Source organism: Micromonospora sp. NPDC051925, assembly GCF_044548625.1.
In the GTDB taxonomy this organism is placed as follows: domain Bacteria; phylum Actinomycetota; class Actinomycetes; order Mycobacteriales; family Micromonosporaceae; genus Micromonospora.
Genome location: NZ_JBIUCH010000018.1, coordinates 117887 through 138705, shown reverse-complemented (window position 1 = coordinate 138705; position 20819 = coordinate 117887). Strand labels below are relative to the sequence as shown.

General features: G+C 73.6%; 18 protein-coding genes. 11 read left to right on the top strand and 7 right to left on the bottom strand.

Translation table 11 applies throughout. The annotated features are described in order from the left end of the window. The first annotated feature begins 38 nt into the window (after positions 1-38). The 5 genes from ACIG87_RS23850 (at position 39) to ACIG87_RS23830 (ending at position 7466) form a co-directional block, all read left to right on the top strand. On the top strand, positions 39-1394 hold the full coding sequence (locus ACIG87_RS23850; RefSeq protein ID WP_396853319.1) for an aldehyde dehydrogenase family protein: 1356 nt from the start codon (positions 39-41) through the stop codon (positions 1392-1394). 3 nt (positions 1395-1397) lie between these two features. Further along, positions 1398-2165 (top strand): 3-oxoacyl-ACP reductase, encoded by a 768-nt coding sequence (locus ACIG87_RS23845; RefSeq protein ID WP_396853317.1) that lies wholly within the window; start codon positions 1398-1400, stop codon positions 2163-2165. After that, a complete protein-coding gene (locus ACIG87_RS23840; RefSeq protein ID WP_396853315.1) occupies positions 2162-2890 on the top strand; it encodes a gamma-glutamyl-gamma-aminobutyrate hydrolase family protein in 729 nt (242 codons plus the stop codon). The genes ACIG87_RS23845 and ACIG87_RS23840 overlap by 4 nt, the downstream gene beginning before the upstream one ends. A 138-nt stretch (positions 2891-3028) precedes the next feature. Next, positions 3029-3580, top strand: coding sequence for a pyridoxamine 5'-phosphate oxidase family protein (locus ACIG87_RS23835; RefSeq protein ID WP_396853313.1), 552 nt, complete (start codon positions 3029-3031; stop codon positions 3578-3580). Between the two features lie 190 nt (positions 3581-3770). Further along, a complete protein-coding gene (locus ACIG87_RS23830; protein ID WP_396853311.1) occupies positions 3771-7466 on the top strand; it encodes a SpoIIE family protein phosphatase in 3696 nt (1231 codons plus the stop codon). 100 nt (positions 7467-7566) lie between these two features. Here the strand turns inward: ACIG87_RS23830 and ACIG87_RS23825 are convergent, their stop codons facing one another. Beyond that, on the bottom strand, positions 7567-7809 hold the full coding sequence (locus ACIG87_RS23825) for an STAS domain-containing protein (protein WP_396853310.1): 243 nt from the start codon (positions 7807-7809) through the stop codon (positions 7567-7569). A 165-nt stretch (positions 7810-7974) separates the two neighbouring features. Between ACIG87_RS23825 and map the strand changes: the two genes are divergently transcribed. Together map and ACIG87_RS23815 are read left to right on the top strand one after the other, a co-directional pair. Beyond that, positions 7975-8832 carry a type I methionyl aminopeptidase gene (gene map, locus ACIG87_RS23820; RefSeq protein ID WP_396853309.1) on the top strand — a complete coding sequence of 286 codons (858 nt, stop codon included), beginning with the start codon at positions 7975-7977 and terminating at the stop codon, positions 8830-8832. Continuing rightward, complete coding sequence (locus ACIG87_RS23815) at positions 8829-9545, top strand: VIT1/CCC1 transporter family protein (RefSeq protein ID WP_396853308.1); 717 nt, start codon at positions 8829-8831, stop codon at positions 9543-9545. The genes map and ACIG87_RS23815 overlap by 4 nt, the downstream gene beginning before the upstream one ends. 35 nt (positions 9546-9580) lie before the next feature. On the opposite strand, the gene ACIG87_RS23810 is transcribed toward ACIG87_RS23815, so the two are convergent. The 6 genes from ACIG87_RS23810 to ACIG87_RS23785 all read right to left on the bottom strand — a co-directional run bounded on the left by ACIG87_RS23810 (position 9581) and on the right by ACIG87_RS23785 (position 15398). Beyond that, entirely contained in the window at positions 9581-10060 is a 480-nt protein-coding gene (locus tag ACIG87_RS23810) for a nitroreductase family deazaflavin-dependent oxidoreductase (RefSeq protein WP_396853307.1), read from the bottom strand. A gap of 62 nt (positions 10061-10122) precedes the next feature. Then, positions 10123-12945 carry an FtsX-like permease family protein gene (locus tag ACIG87_RS23805; protein ID WP_396853305.1) on the bottom strand — a complete coding sequence of 941 codons (2823 nt, stop codon included), beginning with the start codon at positions 12943-12945 and terminating at the stop codon, positions 10123-10125. Further along, positions 12942-13670 (bottom strand): ABC transporter ATP-binding protein, encoded by a 729-nt coding sequence (locus ACIG87_RS23800; RefSeq protein WP_396853303.1) that lies wholly within the window; start codon positions 13668-13670, stop codon positions 12942-12944. Before ACIG87_RS23800 ends, ACIG87_RS23805 begins: the two co-directional genes overlap by 4 nt. Then, the gene (locus ACIG87_RS23795) at positions 13667-14254 is read right to left on the bottom strand and encodes a PadR family transcriptional regulator (RefSeq protein WP_396853301.1); all 588 of its coding nucleotides are present in this window, start codon (positions 14252-14254) and stop codon (positions 13667-13669) included. The genes ACIG87_RS23800 and ACIG87_RS23795 overlap by 4 nt, the downstream gene beginning before the upstream one ends. 245 nt (positions 14255-14499) lie before the next feature. Continuing rightward, positions 14500-14949 carry a ferritin-like domain-containing protein gene (locus tag ACIG87_RS23790; protein WP_396853300.1) on the bottom strand — a complete coding sequence of 150 codons (450 nt, stop codon included), beginning with the start codon at positions 14947-14949 and terminating at the stop codon, positions 14500-14502. After that, complete coding sequence (locus tag ACIG87_RS23785; protein WP_396853299.1) at positions 14946-15398, bottom strand: hypothetical protein; 453 nt, start codon at positions 15396-15398, stop codon at positions 14946-14948. The genes ACIG87_RS23790 and ACIG87_RS23785 overlap by 4 nt, the downstream gene beginning before the upstream one ends. 226 nt (positions 15399-15624) lie before the next feature. On the opposite strand from ACIG87_RS23785, the gene rimP reads away from it, so the two are divergent. The 4 genes from rimP (at position 15625) to infB (ending at position 20814) form a co-directional block, all read left to right on the top strand. Continuing rightward, on the top strand, positions 15625-16326 hold the full coding sequence (gene rimP / locus ACIG87_RS23780; protein WP_396853298.1) for a ribosome maturation factor RimP: 702 nt from the start codon (positions 15625-15627) through the stop codon (positions 16324-16326). Further along, the gene (gene nusA / locus ACIG87_RS23775) at positions 16323-17366 is read left to right on the top strand and encodes a transcription termination factor NusA (RefSeq protein WP_396853297.1); all 1044 of its coding nucleotides are present in this window, start codon (positions 16323-16325) and stop codon (positions 17364-17366) included. The genes rimP and nusA overlap by 4 nt, the downstream gene beginning before the upstream one ends. Before the next feature lie 16 nt (positions 17367-17382). Further along, a complete protein-coding gene (locus tag ACIG87_RS23770; RefSeq protein WP_396853295.1) occupies positions 17383-17715 on the top strand; it encodes a YlxR family protein in 333 nt (110 codons plus the stop codon). 93 nt (positions 17716-17808) lie between these two features. Continuing rightward, positions 17809-20814, top strand: coding sequence for a translation initiation factor IF-2 (gene infB, locus ACIG87_RS23765; RefSeq protein ID WP_396853293.1), 3006 nt, complete (start codon positions 17809-17811; stop codon positions 20812-20814). The last annotated feature ends 5 nt before the right edge of the window (positions 20815-20819 follow it).

Genomic DNA, 20819 nt, shown 5'->3' with positions numbered 1-20819 from the left:
CACCACAACTCCATGATCGACGGGGAAAGGGGTGGGGCGTGACGAGGGTGGTCGATCCGGCCAGCGGGGCGGTGGTGGCGGAGGTGGCGGCTAGCGGGGTGGGGGAGGTGGATGCGGCGATCGGGCGGGCGGGTGGCGCGTTTGAGACGTGGCGGCGGGTTGCGCCGGGGGAGCGGGGGCGGATCCTGCGGCGGTTCGCTGCGGAGGTGGACGCGCATCTGGAGGAGTTGGCGCGGCTGGAGGTGCGCAACTCGGGGCACACCATCGGCAACGCGCGGTGGGAGGCCGGCAACGTCCGCGACGTGCTCGACTACTACGCGGGGGCGCCGGAGCGGCTGACCGGGCAGCAGATCCCGGTGCCCGGCGGCTGGGACGTCACCTTCCACGAACCGCTCGGCGTGGTCGGGGTGATCGTGCCGTGGAACTTCCCGATGCCGATCGCCGGCTGGGGCTTCGCCCCGGCGCTGGCCGCCGGCAACACGGTGGTGCTCAAGCCCGCCGAGCTGACCCCGTTGACCGCGCTGCGCCTGGCCGAGCTGGGATCGGCCGCCGGCCTGCCGGAGGGGGTGTTCACCGTGCTGCCCGGTCGGGGCGACGTGGTCGGCGAACGGTTCGTCACCCACCCGGCCGTCCGCAAGGTCTGCTTCACCGGCTCCACCGAGGTCGGCACCCGGATCATGGCCGGCTGCGCCGCGCAGGTGAAGCGGGTCACCCTGGAGCTGGGCGGCAAGAGCGCCAACATCGTCTTCGCCGACGCCGACCTGGCGAAGGCGGCGGCAACCGCGCCGTACGCCGTCTTCGACAACGCCGGCCAGGACTGCTGCGCCCGCTCCCGGATCCTGGTCCAGCGGCCGGTCTACGACCGGTTCCTGGAGCTGCTCGAACCGGCGGTGAAGGGGCTGCGGGTGGAGGACCCGGCCGCCGAGACCGCCGAGATGGGTCCGCTGATCTCCGCCGCCCACCGCGACCGGGTCGCCGGGTACGTCGACGGGGCGAAGGTCGCGTTCACCGGCTCCCGCCCCGACGGCCCCGGCTTCTGGCACGCCCCGACGGTGCTGCTCGCCGACTCCCCGGCCGACCGGCACTGGCGGGAGGAGGTCTTCGGGCCGGTCGTCTCGGTGCTCCCCTTCGACGACGAGGCCGATGCGGTCCGGCTCGCCAACGACACCGAGTACGGCCTGTCCGGCTCGATCTGGACCCGCGACGTCGGCCGGGCGCTGCGGCTGGCCCGCGCGGTGGAGTCGGGCAACCTGAGCGTCAACTCGCACTCCTCGGTGCGCTACTGGACCCCGTTCGGTGGGATGAAGCGCTCCGGGCTCGGCCGTGAGCTGGGCCCGGACGCGCTGCACGCCTTCACCGACGTCAAGAACGTCTTCATCAGTACGGAGGAGTGACTCGTGCAGGGTCGGCTACAGGACCGGATCGCGGTGGTGACCGGGGCGGGCAGCGGGATCGGGTTGGCCACCGTGCGGCGGTTCGCCGCCGAGGGGGCCCAGGTGGTCTGCGTGGACATCGACGCGGAGGCCGGCGGGCGGGCCGCCGAGGAGGTCGGCGGGGAGTTCGTCGCCACCGACGTCGCCGACGAGTCGGCCGTCCGGGACCTCTTCGACGGGGTGGCGCAGCGACACGGCCGGGTCGACGTGGCGTTCAACAACGCCGGGATCTCCCCGCCCGACGACGACTCGATCCTCGACACCGGGCTGGACGCCTGGGAGCGGGTGCTGCGGGTCAACACCACGAGCGTCTACCTGTGCTGCAAGTACGCGATCCCGCACATGCGCCGGCAGGGCAAGGGCTCGATCATCAACACCGCTTCCTTCGTGGCGCTGATGGGGGCGGCCACCTCGCAGATCGCGTACACCGCGAGCAAGGGCGGGGTGCTGGCGATGACCCGGGAGCTGGGTGTGCAGTTCGCCCGGGAGGGCATCCGGGTCAACGCGCTCTGCCCCGGCCCGGTCGCCACTCCGCTGCTGCTGGAGCTGTTCGCCGCCGACCCGGAGCGGGCCGCCCGCCGGCTGGTGCACGTGCCGATGGGCCGGTTCGGCACCCCGGAGGAGATCGCCGCCGCGGTGGCCTTCCTGGCCAGCGACGACTCGTCGTTCATGACCGCCGCCCAGTTCGTGGTCGACGGCGGCATCACCGGCGCGTACGTCACCCCGCTGTGAGCCGGTCCGCCGCGCGCCGGGAGACCGGCCGGCGGGCCCGGCCGCTGATCGGGATCACCGGGTACGTCGAGCCGGCGAGCTGGGCGGTGTGGCGGGACGTCCCGGCGTCGCTGGTGCCGCAGGCGTACGTCCGTTCGGTGACCGCCGCCGGTGGCCGGGCCGTGGTGCTACCCCCGGACGACCTGGACGCCGACGTGGTCGACGTGCTCGACGGGCTGCTGCTGGCCGGCGGCGCGGACGTCGGCCCGGAGCGCTACGGCCGGCCGGTCGACCCGCGTACCGAGCCCCGACCGGACCGGGACGCCGGGGAGTCGACCCTGCTGGCCGCCGCGCTCGCCGTCGACCTGCCGGTGCTCGGGGTGTGCCGGGGGATGCAGTTGCTGGCCGTTGCGCACGGCGGGACGCTGCACCAGCACCTGCCGGACGTGGTCGGCCACGACCGGCACCGCCCGGCCCCCGGGGTGTACGGCGCACACCCGGTGCGGTTCGCCGCGGGGAGCCGGACGGCGGCGGTGCTGGCCGGGGTGGACCGGGTCAACTCGTACCACCATCAGGGGGTGGCCGATCCGGGGCGGCTCACCGTCACCGGCTGGGCGGACGACGGGGTGGTGGAGGCGGTGGAGGACCCGGCCCGGCGGTTCCTGCTGGGGGTGCAGTGGCATCCGGAGAACGACGACGACCCGCGCCCGGTGACCGCCCTGGTCCGGGCGGCCCGCGCCGGCTGAGCGCCGGCCTGGGCGGGGTGAGTGCCGGGTCGTGGCGGCTGGGTTGCCGGGCCGGGCGGGCTGGGCGCGCCGGGTCGGGGCGTCCTGTCTCTTGGGAAGTCCTTCCCGTATCGTGGTATACGGCGGGAGGATGGCGGCATGGGGACCGTGTATCCGGCGCTCGACGGGCGGCTGCGGGAGTTCGTCGAGGCGCAGCCGATGTTCTTCGTGGCCACCGCGCCCAGCGGCGCGGACGGGCACGTCAACGTCTCACCCAAGGGGATGCGGGGCACCTTCGTGGTGCTCGGCCCGCACCGGGTGGCCTGGCTCGACTACCACGGCAGCGGTGCGGAGACGATCGCCCACCTGCGGGACAACGGCCGGATCACGCTGATGTTCTGCGCCTTCGACGGCCCGCCGAAGATCCTCCGGCTGCACGGCCGGGGCGTCGCCACCCCGGTCACCGACCCGGGCTTCGGGGCGCTGCTGGCCGACTTTCCCGATCCGCCCGACGTGCACGCCGTCCGGGCCGTGATCGAGGTGGCGGTGGAGCGGGTCAGCGACTCCTGCGGCTTCGCGGTGCCCCTGATGGACTATCGGGGCGACCGGGACCTGTTACTCACCTCACACTCGCGGCGTACCGCCGACGACCTGGTCACCTACCGGGCGACGAAGAATGCCGCCAGCATCGACGGTCTGCCGGTTTTCTGAGCCCTGCCCGGCTCCGCACCACCCGACCTCACCGCGCGCCGTCCGGGGAACGACGGCAGGATGAAGCACGGGTTACCAGCGTCTGCCGGAACCCATGCGTTACGTTCCTGATCCGTCGGGGTAGAAGACGGGGCGCGGCCGGCATCTGCCGAGGCGTCGGGGGGAATGAACGGCCGGAGCGGGGGCGCGGATGAGCTCGGCCCAGGGGGGCGAGGCCGGACGAGGGCTGTCCGCCAAGCCGGCCACCGGCACCAAGCCGGCCACCGGCACCAAGCCGGTCGACGACGTCAAACTGCCGCCGGCGTTGGCCGCGTCCTTCGCGGCGGGTGGCGAGATGGGCCGCCGACTGCGCGAGTACGACTGGGCGGCCAGCCCGCTGGGCACCCCCGACACCTGGCCCACGGCGCTCGGCCACTCGATCGGCCTGATGCTCTCCTCGCGGGCCCAGATCGCGATGTTCTGGGGCCCCGACCACCTGGCCTTCTACAACGACGCCTACCGGCCCACCATCGGGGACAAGCACCCGTACGCGCTCGGCCAGCCGGCCCGGGAGCACTGGGCGGAGACCTGGGACGTGCTCGGCCCGCTGCTGGACGGGGTACGCCGCACCGGCGAGTCGTACGGCGGTGAGGACCATCCGTTCCTCATCGACCGGCACGGCTTCGCCGAACAGGTCTACTTCGACGTCTCCTACGACCCGGTCCGGGACGCCGACGGCAGCGTCAACGGCATCTTCTGTTTCGTCAACGAGACCACCGGCCGGGTCCTCGGAGAGCGCCGGCTGCGGGCGTTGGCCGCACTCGGCTCCCAGCTCGGCGCGGCGGGCAGCATGGCGGAGCTGGGGCGGGCTGCGGGGGTCGTGCTGGACGGGCACCGGGCGGACGTCCCCTTCGCCCTGATCCACCTGACCGACGAGACGGGCCGCTCGACGCTGGCCGGGGTCAGCGGCGTCGACCCGGCCCGGGTGCCGGCCGAACTGCCGAGCGTGCTGTCCCGGGTCGCCGCCGGTGGGGTCGCCGCCGAGATCGACGTGGCCGAGCTGCTGGGGGAGGTGCCGGCGGGCGTCGCCGAGCGGGCCATGGTGCTGCCGCTCACCGCCACCAGCGAGCCGGCCGGGGTGCTGGTGGCCGGCCTCTCCGCCCGGCTGCCGCTCAACGACGAGTACCGCGACTTCGTCGGCCTGATCGCCGCCCAGCTGTCCCGGGTGGTCGGCCAGCAGCGGGTGTACGAGCAGGAGCGGACCCGCGCCGCCGAGCTGGCCGCGCTGGACCGGGCCAAGACCAACTTCTTCGCGAACGTCAGCCACGAGTTCCGTACCCCGCTGACCCTGGTGCTCGGTCCGCTGGAGGACCTGCTGGCCGACCCGACGCTGTCCGCGTCGCACCTCGACCGGCTGACCGTGATGCACCGCAACGCGCTGCGCCTGCTCAAGCTGGTCAACACGGTGCTCGACTTCTCCCGGCTGGAGTCCGGTCGGCTGGCCGCCCACTACCAGCCCACCGACCTCGCCGTGTACACCTCCCGGCTGGCCAGCACCTTCCGCTCCGCGACGGAGCGGGCCGGGCTGCGGCTCGTGGTGGACTGTCCGCCGCTGCCCGCACCGGTCTTCCTGGACCGGGACATGTGGGAGAAGATCGTTCTCAACCTGCTCTCCAACGCGCTGAAGTTCACCTTCGACGGTGAGATCCGGGTCCGGGTGGCCGCGGTGGACGGCGCGGCCCGGCTGGAGGTGTCCGACACCGGGGTGGGCATCGTCGCCGAGGAGCTGCCGCACGTCTTCGAGCGGTTCCACCGGGTGCCGGGGGTGCGCTCGCGGACCCATGAGGGCACCGGGATCGGCCTGGCCCTGGTCCGCGAGCTGGTCGAGATGCACGGCGGCACCGTCGCGGCCGAGAGCCGGATCGACCACGGAACCACCTTCACGGTGACCGTCCCGTTCGGCTCCACGCACCTACCCGCCGACCGGGTCGCCGTCGCCGCGCCGTTGCCCACCGCCGAGTCGCAGCAGGCGCCGCTCTACGTCGCGGAGACCGCGCTGTGGACCGACGGCGGTCAGTCCGCACCGGCCAACGGCGGCACCGGCCGGGCGGGCCGGGTCCTGCTCGCCGACGACAACGCCGACCTGCGCGAACACGTCACCCGCCTGCTCGGCTCCGAATACGAGGTGGTGGCCGTGCCGGACGGCGCGGTGGCCCTCCAGGAGGCCACCACGAGCACCTTCGATCTGGTGCTCACCGACGTGATGATGCCCCGACTGGACGGATTCGGCCTGGTCACCGCGTTGCGGTCGAACCCGCGTACCCGGCACGTGCCGATCGTGCTGCTCTCCGCGCGGGCCGGCTCCGCCGAGGCGGTCGCCGGCCTCTCGGTGGGCGCCGACGACTACCTGACCAAGCCCTTCTCCGGTACGGAGCTGATCGCCCGGGTCCGGGCCAACGTCGAGCTGGGCCAGCTCCGCGGGCAGATCATCCGACGGCTCCGGGCGCTCGCCGACGCCGCCGTGGCGGTGAACACCGCGAAGTCGACCGCCGAGGTGGTCCAGGTCGCCGCCCGACACGCCCTGCACCTCGCCGAGGCGGCCCGGGTGGTGGTCACCACCGTCACCGGCGCGCGTCACGAGGCCGACGGCGGTGGCACCGCCCCCGACGAGCCATCCCATGCGCTGCCGCTGACCGGCACCTCCGGCGGGCAGCTCGGCGAGCTGCGGGTCTGGCGTCGCGAGGGCGACGGCACCGAGCAGGCAGCCGTCGGCGAACTGGCCCGCCTGGTCGGGGTACGGCTGGAGAACGCCCAGCTCGACGAGGCCGAACACCGCATCGCCACCACCCTCCAGCACAGCCTGCTGCCCCGCTCGCTGCCCCAGCTGCCCGGGGCGGTGGTGGCCAGCCGCTACCTGCCCGGCAGCACCGACGTCGAGGTCGGCGGCGACTGGTACGACGTGATCGGAATCGGTGACGACGAGGTGGTGCTGGTCATCGGTGACGTGGTCGGTAAGGGTGTCCGGGCCGCCGCCGCGATGGGCCAGCTCCGCAACGGCCTGCGGGCGTACCTGCTGGAGGGGTACGACCCGGGCCAGTCGTTGAGCCGGCTCAACCGGCTGGTCGGCTCGACCGAGCGGCAGTCGTTCGCCACCGTGTTCTGCCTCTCCTTCTCTCCGCGCACCGGCCGGTTGCGGTACGCCAGCGCCGGTCATCCGTCCCCCCTGCTGATCCGAGGAGACGACGTGGCCTTCCTGCACGAGCGGGCACTCGGACCGCTCATCGGTGCGATCTCCGGCACCAGCTACCGCACCGTGGAGGGTGAACTCGCCCCCGGTGGTCGGCTGCTGCTCTACACCGACGGGCTGATCGAGGACCGGCAGGCCGGCATCGACGCGGCGCTCGCCCAGCTCAGGGCGGACGCCGGCGCCGGCGGTGAGCACATCACCGACCTGGTGGACGCGGTGGTCGCGCGGGTCGACGGGCGCAATCGGCACGACGACGTCGCGGTGCTGGCCCTGGAGGCCGCCGAGCTGAACCGGTTCGCGCTGCGGCTGCCCGCCGACCCGACCCGACTCAGCGTGCTGCGCAAACGGCTGGAGGACTTCCTGGTCGCCCACGGCGTCGGCGAGAACGACCTGTTCGACCTGATCGTCGCCGTCTCCGAGGCCGCCGCCAACGCCATCGAGCACCCGGTCGCGCCGGTCCAGCCGACGATCGCCGTCGAGGTCTGGATCGCCGATCGCACCGTGGTGGCGACGGTGCGCGACAGCGGTCGGTGGCGGGAGTCGACCGGGCCGGGCTTCCGGGGCCGGGGGCTCGCGCTGATCGAGGCGCTGGGCGAGCTGACGGTACGTCGTACCGAGGAAGGGACCGAGGTGTCGCTGCGCCGCCGGCTGACCGACTGAGCCGGCCCGGTGGGAGCCGGCCGGGTGCCGGTGCGGCGGTGCCGGCCGGTCTGGGGCCGCGGCGGCGCGGTGCCGGCCCGGCCCGGTGCCGGGCTCCGGGTCAGGCAGGGCGGAGCCACTCCTGACCGCCGAGGCCGGAGATCTCCAGCACCCGGCTGACCTGCCGGGAGGGCAGGACGGTCAACGCGCCCGGGAACCGCTGGGCGAGCTGGACCACCGCGTGGATGGCGGCCGAGTCGAAGAAGGTCACCGCCCGCAGGTCCAGGGTGACCTGCCGGGCCGGCTCCCGCAGCGTGGTCTGGATCATGGTGTCGGCGGTGGCCATGTCGACCTCACCGGTCACCGTGACGTGAACGTGATCACCGGCGAACTCCGCGCTCGCGGAGAAAACGGGAGGTACGCCCCCTAGATCCACGCAGCCACAATGACACAGCCTGGTTGGCGCGGCAACAACCGTCGGGCCGGGCCGCGCCGAGGGTCGCCCGGGGTCCGGAGATAGTCTGTCGTCATGACCGTTCGTGCCCCGCTCACCCCAGGCACGCTCTCCCCGTGGCGAGCGGTCCCTGACCACATCGCCCGACCGGAGTACGTGGGCAGGAAGCAGCCGCAGCAGTGGCGCGGCTCGCACGTGCAGACCCCGGAGACCATCGAGAAGATGCGGGTCGCCGGCCGGTTGGCGGCCCAGGCCACCCAGCTCGCCGGAGAGCACTGCAAGCCCGGGGTGACCACCGACGAGATCGACCGGGTGGTGCACGAGTTCCTGGTCGACCACGGCGCCTACCCGTCGACGCTGGGTTACCGGGGCTTCCCCAAGTCCTGCTGCACCAGCCTCAACGAGGTCATCTGTCACGGCATCCCCGACTCCACCGTGCTCGCCGACGGCGACATCATCAACGTCGACGTCACGGCCTACCTCGACGGGGTGCACGGCGACACCGACGCCACCTTCTGCGTGGGCGAGGTGAGCGAGGAGGCCCGGGTGCTGGTCGAGCGCACCCACGAGGCGATGATGCGGGGCATCCGGGCGGTCCGCCCCGGTCGGCAGATCAACGTGATCGGCCGGGTCATCGAGTCGTACGCCAAGCGCTTCGGCTACGGGGTGGTCCGCGACTTCACCGGTCACGGCATCGGTGAGGCGTTCCACAGCGGCCTCTACGTGCCGCACTACGACAGTCCCCGGCCGACGGACATCATGGAACCGGGCATGACCTTCACCATCGAGCCGATGATCACTCTCGGCACCTACCAGTACGACACCTGGGACGACGGCTGGACGGTCGTCACCAAGGACCGGAAGTGGACGGCCCAGTTCGAGCACACCATCGTCGTCACCGACGACGGTCACGAGATCCTGACCCTGCCGTGACCGAGACCCCGGCCGCGCTGCGGGAGGCGCACCACGCGGACGTGTCCGGCGGCTGGCTCCGGCCGGCCGTGTTCGGCGCGATGGACGGTCTGGTCACCAACATCGCCCTGATCGCCGGGGTCGGTGGCGGCGGGGTGTCGCCGCACAGCATCGTGCTGACCGGCACCGCCGGCCTGGTCGCCGGGGCCATCTCGATGGGCCTGGGCGAGTACACCAGCGTCCGCTCGGCCAACGAGCAGGTCGCCGCCGAGGTGGCCAAGGAGCGCCGTGAGCTGGAACGGCACCCGGAGGCGGAGGCCCGGGAGCTGGCCGACGCCTGGGTGGCCCGGGGCCTGCCCCGCGACCTGGCCAACCAGGTCGCCGAGGCGGTACGACGCAACCCGGAGGAGGCGCTGCGGGTGCACGTACGGGAGGAGTTGGGTGTCGACCCCGACGAGCAGCCCAGCCCCTGGGCGGCGGCGATCTCGTCGTTCCTCTGCTTCTCGGTCGGCGCGCTGATCCCGCTGCTGAGCTACCTGCTCGGCTTCACCAGCCTCGCGTTGGCGCTCGCCGTCGGCGGGGTGGGGCTCTTCGTGGCCGGGGCGATCGTGGCCCGGTTCACCCACCGCCCGTGGTGGTCCGGCGGGCTGCGTCAGCTGCTGCTCGGCGCGGCGGCGGCCGGTGCGACGTACCTCGTCGGCATGCTGATCGGCGTCCAGGGCGGTCTCGGCTGACGCTCAGCCGGTGAGTGCCCCGGCCGAAGGCCCGGTCACGGTCGGCCGGGGTCGGTCGGGACCAGGCGGAAGATGTGGATCTCCCGGCCCCCGGCCCGCCGCACGTACGTCCGGTACGCCGGCCACTCGGTGACCAGCAGCTGCCAGAGCCGGTCCCGCTCGGCCCCGGTGGCCAGGTCGGCCCGGACGGCGATCCGGCGACCCCTGACGGCCACCTCCGCCTGCGGCCGGGCGAGCAGGTTCAGCACCCAGCCCGGCTGGTGCGGTTGGCCCCAGTTGGACCCGATCACCACGAAACCCGCACCGTCCGGCACGAACAACAGGGGATTGCTGCGCGGCAACCCGGAACGGTGCCCGGTGGTGGTGATGACCAGCGACGGGACCAGCCCCAGCGCGACCACCCGGCCCCGGGTGAGCCGCCCGACCAACCGGTCGGCGGGGACCAGCAGACGCATGGTGGCACCGAACCACTCGTGGTGACCGAGCCGGCGGGTGAGGGTTCCGAGTACGGGCACCCGGCCAGTGTGCCTGGTCGACACGACGTCCGCACCCACCGCCCGGGGCGGATCGGGTGCGCTCAGTCCAAGCGGCGCTCGACCGCGAGGCGGGAGCGGGTGAACAGGCCGGCGCCGAGCATCGCCACCAGCGGCACGACCACCAGCACGCCGAGGGTCTGCCAGGGCACCACCACCGGGTACGGCGTCTCGACCGGCCACGCCTGGGCGTACTGGCGGTTCACCGAGGTCAGGATGATCAACGCGGAGCCGAGGCCGGCCGCGATGCCGAGCACCGAGCCCACCCCGGCGATCACCCCCGCCTGGCAGAGCGAGAGCACCCGGCGTACCCGGGGACTGGCACCCACCGCGGCCAGCGTGGAGAGGTCCCGGCGGCCCTCCGCCGCGGCGAGGCCGGTGGCCACCCCGGCGGCACCCACCGTGATCACCCCGGCGCCGGCGGCCAACAGGAGCAGCACGGGCCGTTGCTCGGAGGCGGGCGGGCCACGCTCCACCTCCACCGATACCGGCAGCACCGGCCGCAGCGCGGTGACGACCCGGTCGAGGTGCCCGGAGGCGGGCGCGGTGGGGGTGTCGACGGCGTAGCCGATCGGCTGCGCGGTCAGGCCAGCCCGGCCGGCGGCGGCCGGGGAGAGCACCAGCCGGTCGACCGGCACCCCACCGCGCAGCAGGTGTCCGGGAAGGGACACGGTGGCCGCCGTCGGCCGTGGGGATCCGTCGGCCGATCGGTCGATCTGGACCGTGACCCGGCCGTCGACCAGGTACCGGGGGTCGGTCACCACCACGCCACCGGCGCGCAGCACGGCGGTCGCCGCCGCCAGCTCGGCCGGCGGGGCACCGCTGACCACCCCGAGGGCGGCACCGTCGTCGACCAGGACGGGCAGGGTGGACCCGTAGATCGTGCGCACCGACGAGATGCAGCGCGGGTCGGCCAGGGCCTGCCGGCGCAACTCGGCCGAATCGTAGGACTGCTCGTCGTACGGGCAGGTCCGTTCCGGGGGCAGCACCGGCGTGACCGTGCAGTAGTCGTCCGGGCTCTCGTCGCCGCAGGCCGGCACCGCCAGGGGCCGCACCGCGTCGGTCCCCAACTCGGCCCGGACCTGCTCGGTCACCAGCGGCAGCGGGGGTAGCGGACCGGTACCGTCCCGGTCCGCCCGCAACAGCAGCACCCGACCCGGTGGCAGGGTCGGTTCCCAGTCGGCCCGGTTCCGGGCGTCGTCGCTGGCCACGTAGACACCGAGGGCGACGCTGCCGGCGACGGCGGCCATCACCGCCGAGATGGCCGGGGCGGCCGAGGAACGGTTACGGCTGGCGTCGCGCAACGCGATCCGGGGCGCGGGCGGCAGCAGCCGGCCCAACTGGGCGAGCAGCCCGATCAGCGTGGGGGTGCCGAAGACCAGGCCCAGCTCACCCAGGATCAGCCCGGTGAGGACCACCGGGGTGTTGCTCCGGCCGGCCCCGAGGGCGGCGGCCCCGGTGCCCAGCACGGTGAGCACCACCCCGAGGACCAGCCAGCGGCGGCGGTGCGGCGGCACGGACCGCCGACCGGCCAACCCGGCCACCACGTCCTGCCGGGCGGCGGTCAGCGCCGGGTTGAGCGCGGCCAGCACCCCGGCCAGCACCGCGACCGCCGCGATCGCGGCGAGCGCCGCCGGGAAGACCCGGTAACCGCCGCTGCGCGAGCCCAGCACGTACTCCTCGACCAGCGGCCGACCGGCGATCGCGGCGGTGACCCCGAGCAGCAGTCCGAGCGCCGCCCCGAGTCCACCGAGGACCACCCCGTCGGCGAGCACGATCCGACGCAGGTGTACCGGGTCGCCGCCGGCCACCGCGACCAGCGCCAGGTCCCGGCGTCGACGGCGGACCCCGACCGCGAAGGCCGGACCGACCAGCAGGACGACCTCCAGCAGGCCGAGCCCACCGACCAGCACCGAGTTGCTCGCCAGCACCGGGTCGGGCAGGTCGACGCCCGATCCCTGCCTGCCGAGGGACCGGCCGCCGGGCACCGGTGTCCGGGCGCTGACCGTGATGCCGTGCGTGGTGAGCCGGTCCACCAGGGCGGCGTCCACCGGGCCGGGGAGGTCGACCAGCCAGCTCTGGTCGTAGCCCTGACCGGTCCGGGGCAGCCCGCCGGGGGCCAGCGCGACCACCTCACCCAGTTGGTCGGGGAACTCCACCAGCCCGACCACCCGCCAGCGGGTGGTGCCGTCGGCCGAGGCGACCGTCCCACCGACCCGGACGCCCAGCCGTCCACCGGCCCGCGAGCTGACCGCGACCTCGTCGGAGGCGGTGGGTACCCGGCCGGCCCGCAGCCGCACCATCGACCGGGGCAGCGGGTCCGTGAGGTCCAGCGCCCGCCCGTCCAGCGTCCTGGTCCGATCGCCGATCCGAACCTCGAAGGGTACCCACCGGCTGACCTGACTGACCCGGCTTCCGGGAGGCAGCAGGGCCTCGACCTCCGCCCGGTTCACCGGCCGCCGCCGGCTCACCTGTTCACCCTGCCGGGCCCAGTTCGACTCACCCCAGGCGTCCTGGTACAGCGGGTTCTCCGTGGCCCAGCGCAGCACGACGTCGGCGGCACCGTACTGCTGGTCGAAGCGTTCCGCCCGGGTGAGGTCGGCCATGTCGTACGTGGCCGCCACGAAGCTCAACGCCAGCACCGGCAGCGCGATCATCGCCAGCACCAACGCGGTACGCCCACGCGCCCGGCGGGCCTCCCGCCGGGCGATCCGCAGTGCCGCCCGCCAGGACCCGACCGCCGCGCCGAGCCGACCGGGTCGTTCGGGCCGTAGCCACCCGGCGGGCCGGTCGGGCGGTAGCGGAGCAGCGGGGCGTTCCACCCGGCGGGACCGGTCGAGCCGGCCGGGGCGGTGCGGTCGGTTCACCGTCCGCTGCCGGAGAGCAGGTGCTCGACCCCGGCCAGCGGCGCGGTGGAGTCGACCATGACACCGTCGCGGAGGAAGACCACCCGGTCCGCCCAGCCCGCGTGCCGGGCCTCGTGGGTCACCAGCACCCCGGCCGCGCCCGCGTCGACCCGACGGCGCAGCAGGTGCAGCACCGCCTCCCCGGTCTGCGAGTCCAACGCCCCGGTCGGCTCGTCGGCCAGCACCAGCCGCCGCTCGCCGACCAGCGCGCGGGCGATCGCCACCCGCTGCTGCTGTCCCCCGGACATCTGGTCCGGAAAGCGTCCGCCGAGCCCGGTGAGGCCCACCTCCTCCAGGGCCGCCAGGGCCGCCCGCCGGGACTGCCGTACCCCGACGCCGTCGAGTTCGAGGGGGAGGGCGACGTTCTCCGCGGCGGTGAGGCTGCCGAGCAGGTTCAGATCCTGGAAGACGTAACCGATCCGCCGACGGCGCAGTTGGGCCAGCCGCCGCCCGTTCAACGCCCCGAGCGGCTCCCCCTCGACCAGCACCTCCCCGGCGGTCGGCCGGTCGAGCCCGCCGGCCAGGGTGAGCAGGGTCGACTTGCCCGATCCGGAGGGGCCCATCACGGCCACCAGCTCACCCGGTCGTACGGTGAGGCTCACCCCGCGCAGCGCGTGGACCGCGGCCTCCCCATCGCCGTGGGTGCGATGGACGTCGCGCAGGTCGAGCACCGCGGGGCCGGTCACCGGCGTGCCTCCTCGTCGGCCCGGTCCACCACCTCCGGTGGTGACCCGCTGCGGGCGGTGGGCGCCGCCGGTCGGTGCCGGACCAGGCTCGTCTCGCAGTGGTCGAGCCAGCGGATCTCCGCCTCGGCCTGGAACATCATGGCGTCCAGCACCAGCCGCCAGGGCAGGTCCTCCGGCCGGTCGCTGGTGTACTTCAGCCGGGTCAACTCCTGGAGGGTGCGCATGGTCGCGGTGCGCTGGGTCTGCACCACGGCCCGGACGTCCACCCCGGGGGTGGTCAGCGCCAGGGCCAGCTTGATGGAGAGTTCGTCGCGGGGGCGGTCGTTGCGGCTGATCGGGGTGACGAACCACAGCGCCAGGTCCGCCCGTCCGGCATCGGTGATCTCGTACGGCCGCTGGCCGCCCTCGTGCTCGGGCAACGAGCGGACCAGACCGTCACGTTCCAGCCGGTTGAGGGTGGTGTAGACCTGCCCGATGTTCAGCGGCCAGGTCGAGCCGGTCGACTCCTCGAACGCGGCCCGGAGCTGGTAGCCGTACATCTGGCCGCGCTCGAGCAGGGCGAGCAGGCCGTGACGGATGGACATGGCAACGGAGTATGCATACCCCGTATGCGGAGCGCAACCGCAGCTCCTGCGGGACCGGCCGGCCGGCATCCCGAACCGGTCGACTCCGGTCGATCCGTGTCGTCACCGCCGGGAGGTGTCGTCACCGCCGATCCGTCTCGTCCACCATCGGGACGTGTCGGCACCGTCGGGGCGGGCCTGCCCGGGGGGTCCGGCGTGGGACGGGCGACCGGTGTCGGTCAATGTGGGTGCGCCGGTGGTGCCGGTCAGGTGGGCCGTCCGGGGAACGGGACGGTCAGCGGGGTGATGCCGGCGCTGCGCCGCCACCGGGTGGCCCGTAGCGCGCAGTCGGTCAGCGCGTTGAGTGCCCGGGTGCGGTCCGCGCCGGTGGTGACCGGCAGCGCCGCCCGCCAGAACGCCGCGGTGCGCTCCTCCACCTGCACCGCCAGCCGCAGCGCGCTGGCCCGGTCGGTGACCGGGAACGGCAGCGCGTAGCCGGCCTGGTCGGCGGGGAACGTGCCACCTGCGGCGCTGAGCTGGAGCACCAGCGCGTCGCGGCGGGACCGGTGGGCCGCCTCGGCGGCGCGGGCCGCGCGCCGCTCGGCCTCGCCGAGTCGTACCCCGATCGGGCCGTAGGCGTAGATCGCGGCGTACTCGGCGGTCAGCGCGTCGGCGAGCGCCTCGCCGGAGTTGGCCGGGGCGGTACGACGGTTCACTTGAGCGCCTCCAGGTGGGTGGCCCGCGCGGCGGCGATCGAACCGAGCAGCGCGGCCCGGTCGCCCGGTGCGTCGGCGCACGCCTTCGTCGCGTTGTCCCGACCGCTCTGCTCGGCGGTCCGCAGCTCGGTCAGGAGGGCGGCCCGGCCGCCGCCGGCGACGGTCGGGCTCGGCGTGGCCGAACCGGTGGGTTCGGGGCGGCCGATCAACCGGCGCAGCTCGTCGGCGTGCGCGGTGTGCGCGTCGGCGATCGGGGTGAGCCGGTCGGTCAGCCCCGGGTCGGCGGCGATCGCGGCGCGGTACCGGGCGGCCAGCGCCCGGGACTCGCCCACGAGGGGTTCCAGCGGGTCGGGCGGTGGGCTGGGTTCGTCGCGGTCGAGAAGACCACAGCCGGTCAACGGTACGGCGGCGGCACCGACCGCCAGGAGCGCGCCGGTGCGCAGTACCATGCGCCGGGATTGCCCCGTTCCGTCGTGGTGCGTTGTCGTTCTGCCGGTGGCCACCGGACAAGTCAACACCATGCGCGCCGACCGGCGGTCGACCGCCGTCGGTGCGCCGCCGGGGCCGCCGTGCCGACGGCGCGTTACGCTCTGCGCAGCCGCCGGTGCTGTCGCCCCGGTGGCGTCCCGGCATGCCGGTCCGACGACCGCCGCCGACCAGGAGAAGGGTGCTCAGATGACGCAGCGTGGCCGTGCTACCAGGCCGACGGCGCCGGCGGGACGATCCCGTCGCACCGACGGCCCCCGGGGCGGGGACCGCGCGGGCGCACCCCGGGGCGACCTGGCCGCCCGCCGCGCCAGGTTGCGCGACGTGATCGCGCCGGTGGTCGCCGAGGCGGGCTACGACCTGGAGGACGTCTCCGTCTCCCGAGCCGGTCGCCGGCACGTGGTCCGGGTGATCGTGGATGCCGACGGCGGGATCAACCTGGACGCCGTCGCGGACGTCTCCCGGGTGGTCTCGGCGGCGCTGGACGCGGCCGAGGAGTCCGGCGGGGACATCGTGGCGGGGGAGTACCAGCTGGAGGTCAGCTCCCCGGGGGTGGACCGCCCGTTGACCCTGCCCCGGCACTGGCGGCGCAACGCCGGCCGGCTGGTCAAGGTGACCGTCCGGGCCGAGCGGCCCGATGCGCAGCCCGCCGTGGACCGTCAGGTCACCGGCCGGGTGGTGACTGCCGACGACGAGCGCGTGGTGTTGGAGACCGAGTCCGGCCGGGTGGAGCACCGCTACGCCGAACTCGGCCCCGGCCGGGTGCAGGTCGAGTTCCACCGCCTCGACGAGATCGACGAGGCGGACGAGGTCGGCGAGTACGACGAGGCCGGCGACGACCCCGACGACGAAGATGACGACGACGATGATGTGGAGGACGAGGAGAGGTGAACATCGACCTCGCGGCGCTGCGCGCACTGGAGCGCGAGCGGGAGATCCCGTTCGACACGATCCTCGCGGCGATCGAGACCGCGTTGCTGACCGCCTACCGGCACACCGACGGTGCCGAGTCGCACGCCCGGGTGGAGATCGACCGTAAGAACGGGGCCGCCCTGGTCTACGCCCAGGAGCTGGACGACGACGGCAGCGTGGTGCGGGAGTGGGACGACACCCCGCACGACTTCGGCCGGATCGCGGCGATGACCGCCAAGCAGGTGATCCTCCAGCGGTTGCGGGAGGCCACCGACGAGGTGCACTTCGGCGAGTACGTCGGCCGCGACGGTGATCTGGTCACCGGCGTGGTGCAGGCGCACGAGGCCCGCAGTGAGAAGGGCATCGTCAGCGTCGACCTCGGCAAGCTGGAGGGCGTGCTGCCGCAGTCCGAGCAGGTGCCGGGCGAGCGTTACCACCACGGCGAGCGGGTCCGCTGCGTGGTGGTGCACGTGACCAAGGGGATGCGTGGTCCGCAGATCACCCTGTCCCGGTCCCACCCCGCACTGGTGAAGAAGCTCTTCGCGCTGGAGGTGCCGGAGATCGCCGACGGCACGGTGGAGATCGGGGCGATCGCCCGTGAGGCAGGTCACCGCACCAAGATCGCCGTACGCTCCACCACCCCGGGCGTGAACGCCAAGGGTGCCTGCATCGGCCCGATGGGCCAGCGGGTCCGCGCGGTGATGAGCGAGCTGCACGGCGAGAAGATCGACATCATCGACTGGTCGGACGATCCGGCGACCTTCGTCGGCAACGCGCTCTCGCCGGCCAAGGCGCTCCGGGTCGAGGTGGTCGACCTGGCCACCCGGACGGCCCGGGTGACCGTCCCGGACTTCCAGCTCTCCCTCGCCATCGGGCGGGAGGGGCAGAATGCCCGGCTTGCCGCGCGATTGACCGGTTGGCGGATCGACATCCGGTCCGATGCGGAGCAGGCGGGCACCGGCGGTCGGGGTGGGGCCGAGCCCGTCCCGGAGCCGGGCGGAGCGATCTCGGGCGGCTAGGGGTAGACTTCTTCCAGTGGTACGACGCGCGCAGCCGGAGCGCACCTGTGTGGGTTGCCGGAAACGTGCGCCGGCCAGCGAATTGCTGCGGATCGTCGCGGTCGGTGACGAGGATGGTCACAGTCTCCGACCTGATCCGAGCCGCAGTCTGCCGGGTCGGGGGGCGAACATGCACCCAGATCCGGCCTGCTTCGCGCTGGCGGTGCGGCGTCGCGCCTTCGGGCGGGCGCTGCGACTCACCGAGGTCCCTGACCACGGTGCCGTCGCGGAGCACGTCGATGCGCCAACCACTACGTCCGGTCAACCCGATCGGGCGAGGGTCGCTAGCAAGGTAGGACGACCGACATGAGCACACGATGAAGTCCCTGAAATGACCAGGCTTCAAGTGCACGAGTGAGGTCGCTGCGGGTACTGCCCGCACGACCTCGGAGTGAGGAGTGCAGTGGCAGGTAAGGCCCGCGTACACGAGCTTGCTAAGGAGCTCGGGGTCGAGAGCAAGACAGTACTCGCCAAGCTGAAGGAAATGGGCGAGTTCGTGAAGTCCGCGTCCAGCACCGTCGAGGCGCCCGTCGCCCGACGACTGCGTGGCGCATTCGTCGCGTCCGCCGGTGGTTCGTCGGCACCGACCGCTCCGGCGGCGGCCCCGAGCCCGGCACCGACCCCGACGCCGTCCCCGACCCCAGGTGCCCCCCGGGTCTCGGCCCGGCCGATGCCGCCCCGGCGGCCGACCGCGCCGACCCCTGGACCGAAGCCCAAGGGCCCGGTCCCCGGCCCGCCGCAGCCGGTGACTCCGGTCGCCAAGCCGGCGAGCGCACACGACATCGAGGTGGCGGCCGCGGAGGCGCGCGCCGCCGCGCTGAAGGCCGAGCAGGAGGCGGCGGTCAAGGCCGCCCAGGCTGCCCGGCAGCAGCAGCGGGACAACGTCCGACGGGAGCCCCCGACCGAGGGTGGTCCCCGTCCGGGTCCGCGTCCCGGTCCGAACGCCGTACCGCCGCGTCCGGGTACCCCGGCCGCCGGTCGTCCCGGTGGTGCCCCGGCAGGTCCGGGTGCCCGGCCCGGTGGTCGTCCGCCGGCGCGCGGTGCCGGTAACAACCCGTTCGGCATCCAGGGTGGCCAGCCGCAGCGGCCTCCGGCCGCGGGTGCCGGTGGTCCCCGACCGGGCAATCCGGCCGGCATGCCGCCGCGTCCGAGCCCGGCCTCCATGCCGCCCCGCCCCAGCCCGGCCTCCATGCCGAGCCAGCGGCCCACCACCGGTCGTCCCGGTGGCCCGGGTGCCGGCCGTGGTGGTCCCGGTGGCGGCGCCGGTCGTCCCGGTGGCGGCGGCGGTGGCTTCCGTCCCGGTGGCGCCGGTGGCGGTGGCTTCCGTGGTGGTCCCGGTGGCGGCGGTGGCGCCGGTGGCGGTGGCTACCGTGGTGGCCCCGGTGGCGGCGGTGGTGGTGCTCCCGGCGGCGGTTTCCGTCCGGGTGCCCCGGCCGGTGGCGGTGGTCGTCCCGGTGGCGGCGGTCGTGGCCGTGGCGGTGGCGCCGCGGGTGCCTTCGGGCGTCCGGGTGGCCGGCCGACCCGTGGCCGCAAGTCCAAGAAGCAGCGCAGACAGGAGTTCGACAACCTGTCGGCCCCGACCATGAGCTCGGGTGCTCCCCGGGGTCAGGGTCAGGTCGTCCGGCTCTCCCGTGGCGCCTCGCTGTCGGACTTCGCCGACAAGATCAACGCCAACCCGGGTTCGCTGGTCCAGGAGATGTTCAACCTGGGCGAGATGGTCACCGCGACCCAGTCCTGCTCCGACGAGACCCTGTTGCTGCTGGGTGAGCACCTCGGCTTCGACGTGCAGATCGTCAGCCCGGAGGACGAGGACCGCGAGCTGCTCGCGCAGTTCAACATCGACCTCGACGCCGAGGTCGCGGCGGACCGCCTGGTCAGCCGTGCGCCGGTGGTGACCGTCATGGGTCACGTCGACCACGGTAAGACCAAGCTGCTCGACGCGATCCGCAAGGCGAACGTCGTGGCCGGCGAAGCGGGCGGCATCACCCAGCACATCGGCGCGTACCAGGTCCACGTCCCGCACGAGGGCGAGGACCGGGCGGTCACCTTCATCGACACCCCGGGTCACGAGGCGTTCACCGCCATGCGTGCCCGTGGTGCCCAGGTCACCGACGTCGTGGTGCTGGTGGTGGCGGCCGACGACGGTGTCATGCCGCAGACCATCGAGGCGCTCAACCACGCCAAGGCGGCCGACGTGCCGATCGTGGTGGCGGTCAACAAGGTCGACAAGCCGGAGGCCAACCCGGACAAGGTCCGCCAGCAGCTGACCGAGTACGGCCTGGTCGCCGAGGAGTACGGCGGCGACACCATGTTCGTCAACGTGGCGGCCAAGCCCGGTATCGGCATCGACGAACTGCTGGACGCGGTCCTGCTGACCGCCGACGCGTCCCTGGAGCTGACCGCCGCGATCGACGGGCCGGCTCAGGGTGTGGCCATCGAGGCGCACCTGGACAAGGGTCGCGGTGCGGTGGCCACGGTGCTGGTGCAGAAGGGCACCCTGCGGGCCGGCGACTCGATCGTCGCCGGTGGGGCCCACGGCCGGGTCCGGGCCATGCTCGACGAGAACGGCAACCACGTGTCCGAGGCGGGTCCGGCCCGTCCGGTGCTGGTTCTCGGTCTGACGGCGGTGCCGGGCGCAGGCGACACCTTCCTCGCCGCGGCGGACGACCGCACGGTGCGGCAGATCGCCGAGCAGCGGCAGGCACGGCGGCGGGCGGCGTCCTTCGCCAACTCCCGTGGCCGGGCCACCCTCGAGACGCTCATGGAGCAGCTCAAGGAGGGCGAGAAGACCTCGCTCAACCTGGTGCTCAAGGGCGATGTCTCCGGTTCCGTGGAGGCCCTCGAGGACGCGTTGTTCAACCTCGACATCCCGGAAGAGGTCCAGCTCAGGATCATCCACCGGGGCGTGGGCGCGATCACCGAGAGCGACGTCATGCTCGCGAGCGCCTCGTCCGAGGCGGTCACGATCATCGGCTTCAACGTGCGGGCCGCCAACAAGGTCCGCGAGATCGCCGACCGCGAGGGCGTGGAGATCCGGTACTACACGGTCATCTACCAGGCCATCGAGGAGATCGACGCCGCGCTCAAGGGGCTGCTCAAGCCGGAGTTCGAGGAGGTCGAGCTGGGCACCGCGGAGATCCGCGACGTCTTCCGCTCGTCCAAGATCGGCAACATCTCCGGTTGTATCGTCCGGTCCGGCATCATCCGCCGCAACGCCAAGGCGCGGCTGCTGCGGGACGGGGCGGTCGTGGCGGACAACCTCACGATCAGCTCGCTCAAGCGGTTCAAGGACGACGCGACGGAGGTCCGCGAGGGCTTCGAGTGTGGTCTGACGCTGGCCGGTTTCAACAACGTCCAGGTCGGCGACACCATCGAGACCTTCGAGATGCGGGAGAAGCCGCGCGCCTGATCCGA

What these genes read in the sequence shown, in the direction of transcription:
- rimP (WP_396853298.1), top strand. Translation starts at nt 15,625, where the DNA reads ATGACGCAGCGTGGCCGTGCTACCAGGCCGACGGCGCCGGCGGGACGA.
- ACIG87_RS23795 (WP_396853301.1), bottom strand. Translation starts at nt 14,254, where the DNA reads ATGTCCATCCGTCACGGCCTGCTCGCCCTGCTCGAGCGCGGCCAGATG.
- ACIG87_RS23785 (WP_396853299.1), bottom strand. Translation starts at nt 15,398, where the DNA reads ATGGTACTGCGCACCGGCGCGCTCCTGGCGGTCGGTGCCGCCGCCGTA.
- ACIG87_RS23835 (WP_396853313.1), top strand. Translation starts at nt 3,029, where the DNA reads ATGGGGACCGTGTATCCGGCGCTCGACGGGCGGCTGCGGGAGTTCGTC.
- ACIG87_RS23830 (WP_396853311.1), top strand. Translation starts at nt 3,771, where the DNA reads ATGAGCTCGGCCCAGGGGGGCGAGGCCGGACGAGGGCTGTCCGCCAAG.
- map (WP_396853309.1), top strand. Translation starts at nt 7,975, where the DNA reads ATGACCGTTCGTGCCCCGCTCACCCCAGGCACGCTCTCCCCGTGGCGA.